Origin of the sequence: Mycobacterium sp., assembly GCF_040509115.1 — a bacterium.
GTDB lineage: Bacteria > Actinomycetota > Actinomycetes > Mycobacteriales > Mycobacteriaceae > Mycobacterium.
Genome location: NZ_JBEVLO010000218.1, coordinates 19,240 through 28,764 on the forward strand (window position 1 = coordinate 19,240; position 9,525 = coordinate 28,764).

Genomic DNA, 9,525 nt, shown 5'->3' on the forward strand with positions numbered 1-9,525 from the left:
CGGCGGTGAGCAGACGGTACCCAGCCCTGGCGTTCACCGATGGCGTGCGGGCCGTGCAACACAGCCACGGCAGCGACACGTTCTACGACCGCAAACGGGTGATCGCCCAAGCGTCTCCAGGGCCGGATCCGATGACCGAGGAGGTCGTCGACTTCCTGGCCGAGCGCGACGGATTCTATCTGGCCACGGTAAGTGAAACGGGCTGGCCATATGTCCAATTTCGGGGCGGGCCAAGAGGATTCGTTCACACCATCGACCAAAACACCATTGCCTGGGCCGACTTTCGGGGAAACCTGCAGTACATCAGCACCGGCAACCTTGCTGGCGAGGGTCGGGTCGCGATCATCGCCGTCGACTACCCGTCCAGACGACGGATCAAGATCTTCGGCCGCGCCAGAACGGTTACGGCCGAAGACGATCCCGCCCTGATGCGGGCGCTGGCCGACCCCTCCTACGATGCGGTCGTCGAACGGGCCGTGGTCGTCGACGTCGAGGCGTTCGACTGGAACTGCCCGCAGCACATCACCCCGAGGTTCAGCGCCGAAGAGCTGGAGCCGGCCTTGGTCAAGTTGCACGACCGGATTGCGACGCTCGAGGCGGAGAACGCAGCGCTGAAGGCCAAGCTCGCGAACCCGTGACGGGCTAACCGCGATACTTCTCCACCGCGTCGGCGTACTCGTCGAGCAGGCGCAACGACTCGTCGAGCGGAACGCTCGGCAAGCGCAGGGCCAGCTGACCAAAGCCCAGATCCTCGGCGGCCCGCCAATACTCGGGGTCCACCGGAGTGCCGAACTGCGCCAGCGGCACGTCGTGACCTGCGCCGTCGCGCATCTGCCCGATCCGCTTGGCCAGATGCTCGATGGGCAGCGGATTGGAGATCCAGCCCGCGTCGTGCCGGATCACCCGCTTGACGGTCGCATCGGAGTCACCGCCGATGTAGATGGGCGGATACGGCTTCTGCACCGGCTTGGGGCGGCTGAACGAGGAGTCGAAGTCGACGAACTTGCCGTGGTACTCGGCGGGCTCGTCCGTCCACAGCGCCTTGATGGCCTCGATGCGCTCGTCGAGAAGGGCGCCCCTGGTCTTGGGGTCGGTGCCGTGGTGGCGCAGTTCCTCGATGTTCCAACCGGCGCCGACGCCGAACACGAAGCGGCCGCCGGAGATCAGGTCGATGCTCGCGGCCTCCTTCGCGGTGATGATCGGATCCCGCTGAATCAGCAGAGCGATGCCGGTGAACAATTCGATCGTGGTGGTCACGGCCGCCGCCGCGGCGAGCGTCACGAACGGGTCCAGCGTCTTGTAGTAAATCGCAGGCAGGTCACCACCCGCCGGGTACGCCGACTCTCGGCTGGCAGGGATGTGCGTGTGCTCCGCGATCACCAGCGACGCGAAGCCGCGTTCCTCGATCGCGCGTGCCAGCGATACCGAATCGATCCCGTCGTCGGTGACGAACGTGGAGATGCCGATTTTCATCCGTGCCCCTGTCCATAGATGCCGCAAGATGTGCCTGCCACCGACTGCTGGCGCATCCAGGGTATTCCCCGCTCCGGACTGCCAGCGACCACATCAGAACCTCATCACTGTGGCCATTAGCTGAAGCACTCCGTTACTCTTTCCACGTGCGCATTGGTCAAACCACTCGATTTGCGGGCCGCTGGCCGCGCACCGACGACCACTACTACTGGCTGACGTCGCATCTGGCGGCTCGGGGGTTGCAGCGCGCCACCTGCCGGTTGATCGCGGCCAACCTCCTCGGGCTCAGCGCGATCCCGCTCGTTCTCATGCTCAGTGAGATGGGCCCGTCGGGAACCCGCGACCGCTGGCTGGCACTCGCCGTCTCGGCATGTTGCGCGGTAATGGCATGGGTGTGGCTGAAGCCCGGATGGCCCACCCGTCTGCAGTCACAGGCCTGCGTGGTGGTGGGCAGCATCTGCATCACGGTGGGGTGCCTGATCGTGGCGGGTCCCGGACTCGGCCTGATGGGGGCGTCGACGTTCGTCGTAGTGTCGGCGTTCACCGCGATGTTCCATGACGGGCGGCTGTTGGCCGTGACGTGGACCGTTGGGGCCGCAACGCTCGTCGCGCTGGCGGTCCGCCTCGGCGCCTCGGAGGCCGCCGTCACGGTGAGCGCCGTCGCCCTGTTCGTCCTCATCAACATGTTCGTGGCGTTCATCTGTCGCAGCGTGATTCGGCTGGTCAGCCCCGATGTGCATTACGGCGAGCTCGACACGTTGACCGGGTTGCTCTCACGGGATGCCTTCGCCGACCGCGTCGCGACCATGGTCGCCGCCAGGGACAGGAACGACGACCGCTTCCTGGCGATCATCGTGGTGAGCCTCGACAGCTTCTCGCTGCTGACGGCGATCCGCGGCGACACCGGCGGCGACGATGCTCGGGTCGCGATCGGGCACCGCCTCGCCGAGACGTTGCGCCGCGACGCCCTTCTGGCCCATGTCGGCGAATCCGAATACCTGGTGGCAGACACCTTCACCAACGCGGATGTCTCGGTGCTCACCGATCGACTGCAGCACACGGTGCGCTCGGCCCCGTACCGCCTCACGGCGAGCATCGGCGTCGTCGTCACACCGCTGGGTCCGCTGGTCGGCCGCCCACCCCACGACGTCGTCGAGGAGCTCATCACGATCGCCACCTCCCACATGTACGTCGCCCGCAAGGCCGGAGGCCAACGCACCGAGGCCATCGCGAACCCGCCTCTCACGTCGCTGAAGGACGCCGACACCGACGAATGGGACGACGACCTCTCGGCGTAGCAGCGGCGTCCGGCGCGTACCGTCTGTGATCACCAGCGAAAGCTCATTAGTGGATCGACACCGCGCAAATCCCCGGGAAGTGACGCCATGACAACTGCCGATGAGGTTGGCGACGCACAGATCAGCGACATCGTCGAGCAGGAGCTCGCCACCGCGGTCGCAGACGCAGACCCCGTGTTCGTCGCCTACGTCGAGTTCGACGGCGCCGACTACACCTCGGTGCACACGTCTCAGGTGGGCGCGGAGGCCCGCGTCCAGGAGATCGCCGCGCAGTGGGGCATCGGCGACGTGCTCGACGCCGAGCGGCTCGTCCACCGAATCGTCAAGTTGCCGTTGGAGACGCCCTGACGGCACTCGGCAACACCGACGTGCGGCGAGGTTGCCGACGGCCGGACGTCACGCCCATGCGCGACGGGACCTGGACGCCCAGTACTGTTCGGGATCCTCGGCGCAGTCGGTCAGCTCCGCGAGCCGGTCGGCGGGCACCTCGATCGTCGCTGCGGCCAGGTGGGACCGGACCTGCGCGGCGGTCACCGCGCCCGAGAGCACCCGGGGTACCCACGGCTGACCGAGGGTAGCGGCCAGTGCGAGCTGGTCGAGGCCGACGCCCAGCTCGGCCGCTAACCGGGCCGCTCGCCGCACCCCACTAGCGGGGTCCGTGGTGTCCGGCACCAGCCTGCCGTTGGCGAAGACCTCTTTGACGACGACGTCCACGCCGGCCCGATGCGCCTCCGCCAGCGCGGGTCCCGCCGAGGTCTCAAGGACGTTCCACGTCGACTGGATCGACGAGAACAGCCGTGAGCCGTTCACCGAGAGGTCGAGCACCGCGCGGATCACCGCCGACTGCCGCGGCCCCGACGTCGACAACCCGACGCGGACCCCCGCGTCGCGGAGGTCGGCGAGGGCTCCTTGAAGCGCGGCGTCGCCGAGCACCGGGCTGTCCTCGGTCACCGAGTGCACCTGGTAGAGATTCAGGCGATCGCCGAGAAGTGCTCGGGATTGGGCTAGTTGGGTACTGAACGCATTCAGGGTGTGGTCCTTGACCTCGTGCACCTCGGAGTCCATTCGCCAGTCCCCGACGTAGCGGTAGCCCCACTTCGATGCCACGACGACGTCGGTCACGGCAGGCCTTGACGTCAGCCAGTCGGCGAGGAACTCCTCGGAGCGGCCGTACGACCGGGCGGCGTCGACGTAGCGGATACCACCGGCGTACGCCGCGTCGAGCACTTCCGCGGTACGCGACCGCATGTCGGCCACCGACCGGGCAGCGCCGACGTCGTGCTCGCGCCCTGCCGTGATGTACGCGGGACGTCCCAGAGCCGCGAGTCCAAGGCCGAGCCGGTCCGCTGAGCTCACCGCAACGACACGACTCGAGTTGGCAGTCCGCATCTGGGTCAGCATGCCGTCACGACAACCCGGTCCACAACCCGCCTCGGCGAGCAGTACGGTGGCGCCAGCGTCGCTGCGCGCAGCGACGCAGCTCTGAAGGTGCAGATCCCCCAACTCCTGATCGCCGGACCCCCGAAGGAACGACGGGCATGTCACGACCTCGCAGCGGACGCTCGCAGGTGGTGTGTGGTGTCGACATCGGCAGCACCAACACCAAGGTGGTCGCCGTCGACCCGCGCGGTGTGGTGGTGGCTCGGCGGTGGCGCACGACGCCACGGCGTGCAGACGACGCGTCGATCGATGCGCTGGCCTTGCTGGACGCCATCGAGGAGCTGGTCATCGACCTGTGCGCGGACACGCACGTCGTGCGGGCGGTGTCGGTCGCGGGAGTCGGAGAGGACGGCGTCCTCGTCGACGAGGCCTTGACGCCGCTGACCCCCGCACTGGCATGGTTCGACCCCCGTCGCACCGCGCTGTACCGGACGTTGGCGCCCCTGCTGGTGCCGTCCACCCAGACGTGCACGGCCGACGACGCGGCGCGCTCCCTGGTCGGTTGGCGGTGGGCAGCGGCGCACCCGGATGCGGCGCGGGCCCGCACCTGGCTGGCACTCACCGACTTCCCCTCCAGCGTGTGGTCCGGCGTTCCGTTCATGAGTGACACGATCGCCGCGCGCACCGCAGCCTGGCGGGCGGGCACGCGAGACTGGGCCGACGACCGGGTTGCGGCGTCCCTCGGCTCGGCGGAACTGCTGCCCCTTGTCAAGCGCGGCGGAGACGTCGTGGGCACCTTCGCCTCCAGTCGACTCTCGGCGGCGGGCGTCGTGCATCCCGAAGCCGTCGTCGTCGCCGGTGGCCACGACCATCCCATCGGCGGGTGGGGTGTCCACCAGATGGACCCCCATTCGATTCTCGACTCCATGGGGACCGCCGAAGTCGTGGTCGCCCAGGCCTCGACGCCCGGGGTGGCGCGGACCACGGACGTCGACGTCGCACCGGGGATATTCGGACCGGGTACCACCGTGCTGTGCGTCGAGGAGCTGGCCCGCAACGTCCAGTGGGCCGCCAACGACGCCGAGGTCGGCCGCTACCTCGACGCCATCATCGCGGGCGATCAGCGCCCCGACGAATACCTGCACGATCCGGTGTTCGTGCCCGGCGCGCGCGGCGGTGGTGGGCCGCGCTTCACTGCAAGCGTCCCGTGCTCGCCCCTGTCCAGGGCCTCCGCCGTGATCGGCGCCATGGCCCGGCTGGGGGGTATCGCCGAACGGGCCGTCGCCCAGCACCTTCCGGACCGCCCGCGGGTGTACGCCGCGGGCGGTTGGTCGCGCTCCCCCGGCTGGATGGCGGCCAAGGAGGCGGTCACCGGATGCCGCCTCACCATCATCGGGGAACCCCAGGTCACCGCGGCCGGAGCTGCCCTGTTGGCGGCCGCGGCGATCGGCTGGACGCCGTCACCGTCGGTCACCCTCGGCATGGCGGACGATGCTGCCGCGCGCACGTCCGCGCCACGCCCAGCAGATGCGGGTGGCCCCGCACCGGTTCGAGATCCGACCGACCGCAGTGACGTGCGGGAACGGGCTACTCAGTAGTGAGCGGCAGACCGCTGGTCTTTATGACGCCGACGACAATTTTGCTCCGTTAGGTATAACCAATCGCGCGTGGTGGGTACAAACCCACCGTGCCCGCAAACCCGTCGTCGACGAGCTCACAGCCAGCCTGCGCATCGCTGGAGGGCGTGCGCGGCAGAAGTCGGGCCGGGATGGTCGACAGCACCGCCGACGACAGGTCCGACGACAGGTCCGACCACGAGTCCGACGACGATGGCCGGTTGACGGCGGCGCTGGCCGAGATCATCACGAATCGAGCGGTGATCGAACAGACCAAGGGGATGTTGATGTTCATCTATGGCGTCGACGCCGATGCCGCATTCGAGATGCTGCGCAAGCATTCGCAACATCAAAACGTCAAACTTCGCCACCTGGCAGAGCAGTTGTCGCAGGATCTGGTCGGCCTCTCCGAGCAGAGGTCGGCACTGCGTCGGCTCAGTGCCGACGGCATTCTCCGCAGCGCGCACGAGCGGATCGCCCGGCGCGAAATGGACGGGGAGGCCGCCTCGGACGGGCGACGTACGTCACGAACCGCAGCGTCGATCGATTCGGGGCACGGCGCCTCAGCCGTCACCGTTGGGCCGGGTGAGCAAGGTCCAACGCAGGTGCGGATATTCGTCGACGACGAAACCGTCGACGGTGGCCAATAGGTCTCCGGCACCGTGGGTGGCCGAATTCGACACGATCACCCTGCGCTCGCCGTTGATCAGGTAGGACTCCCCGGCAGCCGCCAGCAACGGCGATAGCCAGGACTCCAGGTCGGCGACGAGAATGTCGATGCACGTGACGCCGAGGAACGTGTCGCCCGCCAGGATCGGCGCGGAGATCGTCAGCACGAAGTCGTCAACGCAGCCGTAGTCGACATACGGACCAGACGCGAAGGGTCGGTGGTCCCGGCGCGGTCGGTCGAAGAACTCCCGCAGCGCATAGTCGTAGAAATCCTCGCAGCCCGGGTCCAGAACGTGGTGATCGTGGGGGACGGGACCGTCCTCGGTGCGCTGCCACCACTGGATCCAGTAGGGATGTCGGGGCATGACGCCGATCTCGATGACGACACCGACGCCCGTCACGACGGGCGGGAACGCCTCGATGCGCTGGAGCGAGGCACGCGTGATGCCTCGGCGCGCCGTCTCGAAGGTGCCGACCGGGGCGAGCAGTGGCGCGACGTCGCGGGCATACCCGTCGAGGTTGCTGGCAACGCATTCGACGATCGTGTTGAGTTCACCGGCCAACGTGGTGGAGACGGCGGCACCCTGGGTGTCCCGCCGGGCCGCGATCCGCTCGAAGCGCAGGCGGGCCAGAATCCCGAGGAGTCGGCCGATGCAGCGCTCCGCGGCGGCCTTGGCCTGCTGTGCGTCGCGCGATCGCACCGCGTCGGCGATTTCGGTCAGTGCTGCGGCGCCGGCGGCGCGTTCCTCGGCGGTCTGCAGGGCCAGTCCGAACAGCCAGTCGATCTGCTCGTGCACCGCGAACTCCGCCCGCGCCATGCGCATCGACTGTGCGGCAGAGGCGAGTTCGAGCAGGAACCTGCCGTGGGCGCGGCGCGCATCGACACTGTTGCCCGCCTCGCCGACACGGGCCGCGAAGGCCGCCAACATCTCGATGTTGGCGTCCGATGCGCGATGGGCCGCCAGCGCCGCGGCGTGGGCGGCGAGCATCTGTCGCCAGTCGGCGACGTCGCGAAGTTCGGCCGACGACAATTCGACGAGTTCGTCCTGTTCGAGTTGGTCGCTCTCGGCGGTGTACGTGACGAAGCTTCCTCCGTACTTCCCTGCCCTGGTGACCAACAGCCCCTGATTGCGTAGCTCGGCGAGTGCCTCCCGGAGGGCAAAGGTGGTCACCCCGAGCCGAGCGGCGAGGTCGGCTTCCTTCGGGAGCCGACGGCCGTCGGGAAGCAGCCCGAGGCTGATGGCTGCGCGGAGTCGCCGCACCACCGCACTCGGCACGTCGGTCGAACCGAGGGGTGCGAACGGCAACATCCGGTTCGGCTGAAGGAGATCGTCGAAGGCGGCTGTCACATCATGGGTTTCACCGGCCACGTCGGCCGTCCACGGTGGTCGATCGAGGCGCCATCGCCCCCTCCTCGGATCGGGTCGACGCGATCTCCCCCGATGCGGCGCCACCAATTCAGAGCTGTTGTGGATATCAGTGTAACCAGTGTTGGCGTGGCTTCGGGCTTCCGCGCCGCAGGACTGAGGACGACGTCGCCGTCACGGTTGGCTGACTGCCCCGGTCAACCTCTGAATGGACTGAATCTCCTCCAGGCGGTAGGCCCGTCCGTCGGGTTGCAGCAGATCGTGGAACCAGAGCTTCGGAGGTGCTGAGTAGGGGTGGTCCCACGAATCCCACGGCAGATACGTCTGAGTCTTGCCGGCCACGATGCCCCAGTTATAGGCACCTACGTTGCGCCGCTTGGCAATTGGCAGGATTCCCTCGATGGTGCTGCCTTGTGGACGCGCGAGGTACTCGGTACACAGGATCGGCCTGCCCCACGGTGCCAGTTCGTCGATCCGAGCCTCGAACTCGTCGGGCTTGGCGTAGGAGTGGAAGGTGATCACGTCGGAGTTGGCGAGCTGAATGTCGGCAATGGCACTGCGACTAGCTGCATCTCGCCACGCCCCCTGCCAGACTCCACTGGTCACCGGCTGAATCGGGTTGACGGCGCGGGCCCACTGAAACACTTGCGGCAGAAGGGCTTCGACGAGGGTCAGCTTGTCCTTTCGTTCCACCTTGCGGTAGTCGTTGGCGGGGTTGTCGGGTTCATTCCACAGGTCCCAGCCCAGCACCCGTTCGTCACCACGGAACTGACTCATCACACCCGTGACGTACTCGTACATGGTGCGGATGTACTGGGGATCGCCGAGGCGCTGGGCGCCTGGACTCTGCACCCATCCCGAGTTGTGCACGCCGGGCGTCGGGGGACGCTGAGGACCCAACGCGGGCCGCGGGTCCCAGCAGGAGTCGAAGAAGACGAAGAGCGGTTTGATGCCCTGACTCGCGGCGATGGCGACGAACTGCGCCAGACGGCGTTGAAATCCTTGCCGGTCCTGCACCCACAGGAGGTCGTGGAGGAAGACCCGGACGGTGTTGAATCCGATCAGCCTCGCCGCCCCGAGTTCGGCGTTGATGGTCCTGGGGTCGTAGGTGGTGGGTTGGAACATCTCGAGTTGGTTCACGGCGTTGGAGGTGATGAAGTTCGCCCCGACGAGCCAGCCCTGCGCTTGATACCAGCGGTTGGCCCGGTCGGCCGACCATACGCCGGCGGCGGCCGATGCGCGGGGGACCGTGGTGATTGCTGCACCGGCCGTCAAGAGCAGCGACAGCTTGAGCGCAGTTCGGCGGTGCACCAAGCGACCATAGTTTTCGACGGCGATGTTCTGAGACCTCCGTACCGATTTGCAACCAATGAGGTGGGGAACTGTTACCCACCGCCCCTGCAGCGTTCGGGCCACCCGGTCGGCGACGATACCGACGATTGTGGACCGCGCCTTGGCACGCCGCGCGATCCTGCCGTAATGCCTGTTCACACGGCGTGGCGCACGTCACTCCGGCGGGTTGGGACGAGCCCTGACGGCTATCGTCGGCGGCCGCTTCGGTTCGCCGCAGCGCAACCTCGCTCAGCCGCCCGGCAACGAGCCAGGAGGGTTGTCACACCGGTGATCTGCCCATGAAGGGACCACCGAAGACGTGCCCGGTCCGAGTGGTCGCCCGCGCCGTCCCCACCTGTGAATGCCGATGGCCCGCCCCTCGCTGGGGCG

At 67.7% G+C, this 9,525-nt stretch carries 9 protein-coding genes; 5 read left to right on the forward strand and 4 right to left on the reverse strand.

The window, feature by feature from the left end; genetic code table 11:
- The first annotated feature begins 5 nt into the window (after nucleotides 1-5).
- Nucleotides 6-638 (forward strand): pyridoxamine 5'-phosphate oxidase family protein, encoded by a 633-nt coding sequence (locus tag ABW137_RS15200; RefSeq protein ID WP_526401328.1) that lies wholly within the window; start codon nucleotides 6-8, stop codon nucleotides 636-638.
- A 4-nt stretch (nucleotides 639-642) separates the two neighbouring features.
- On the opposite strand, the gene ABW137_RS15205 is transcribed toward ABW137_RS15200, so the two are convergent.
- Nucleotides 643-1,473, reverse strand: a complete 831-nt coding sequence (locus ABW137_RS15205; RefSeq protein WP_526401330.1) for an LLM class F420-dependent oxidoreductase — start codon at nucleotides 1,471-1,473, stop codon at nucleotides 643-645.
- Between the two features lie 146 nt (nucleotides 1,474-1,619).
- Between ABW137_RS15205 and ABW137_RS15210 the strand changes: the two genes are divergently transcribed.
- Complete coding sequence (locus ABW137_RS15210; protein WP_526401332.1) at nucleotides 1,620-2,771, forward strand: diguanylate cyclase domain-containing protein; 1,152 nt, start codon at nucleotides 1,620-1,622, stop codon at nucleotides 2,769-2,771.
- Nucleotides 2,772-2,858: 87 nt separating this feature from the next.
- A complete protein-coding gene (locus ABW137_RS15215; protein WP_526401334.1) occupies nucleotides 2,859-3,119 on the forward strand; it encodes a hypothetical protein in 261 nt (86 codons plus the stop codon).
- A 48-nt stretch (nucleotides 3,120-3,167) separates the two neighbouring features.
- Here ABW137_RS15215 and ABW137_RS15220 read toward each other — a convergent pair whose 3' ends face one another.
- The gene (locus tag ABW137_RS15220; protein ID WP_526401336.1) at nucleotides 3,168-4,316 is read right to left on the reverse strand and encodes an aldo/keto reductase; all 1,149 of its coding nucleotides are present in this window, start codon (nucleotides 4,314-4,316) and stop codon (nucleotides 3,168-3,170) included.
- Here ABW137_RS15220 and ABW137_RS15225 point away from each other — a divergent pair.
- Together ABW137_RS15225 and ABW137_RS15230 are read left to right on the forward strand one after the other, a co-directional pair.
- Nucleotides 4,310-5,749: an FGGY family carbohydrate kinase gene (locus tag ABW137_RS15225; RefSeq protein WP_526401338.1), complete on the forward strand. Its 1,440-nt coding sequence runs from the start codon at nucleotides 4,310-4,312 to the stop codon at nucleotides 5,747-5,749. The genes ABW137_RS15220 and ABW137_RS15225 overlap by 7 nt on opposite strands.
- Nucleotides 5,750-5,838: 89 nt before the next feature.
- On the forward strand, nucleotides 5,839-6,417 hold the full coding sequence (locus ABW137_RS15230; protein ID WP_526401340.1) for an ANTAR domain-containing protein: 579 nt from the start codon (nucleotides 5,839-5,841) through the stop codon (nucleotides 6,415-6,417).
- On the opposite strand, the gene ABW137_RS15235 is transcribed toward ABW137_RS15230, so the two are convergent.
- Together ABW137_RS15235 and ABW137_RS15240 are read right to left on the reverse strand one after the other, a co-directional pair.
- A complete protein-coding gene (locus tag ABW137_RS15235; RefSeq protein ID WP_526401342.1) occupies nucleotides 6,331-7,806 on the reverse strand; it encodes a GntR family transcriptional regulator in 1,476 nt (491 codons plus the stop codon). The genes ABW137_RS15230 and ABW137_RS15235 overlap by 87 nt on opposite strands.
- 171 nt (nucleotides 7,807-7,977) lie before the next feature.
- Nucleotides 7,978-9,114 carry a glycoside hydrolase 5 family protein gene (locus ABW137_RS15240; protein WP_526401344.1) on the reverse strand — a complete coding sequence of 379 codons (1,137 nt, stop codon included), beginning with the start codon at nucleotides 9,112-9,114 and terminating at the stop codon, nucleotides 7,978-7,980.
- Nucleotides 9,115-9,525 lie beyond the last annotated feature (411 nt).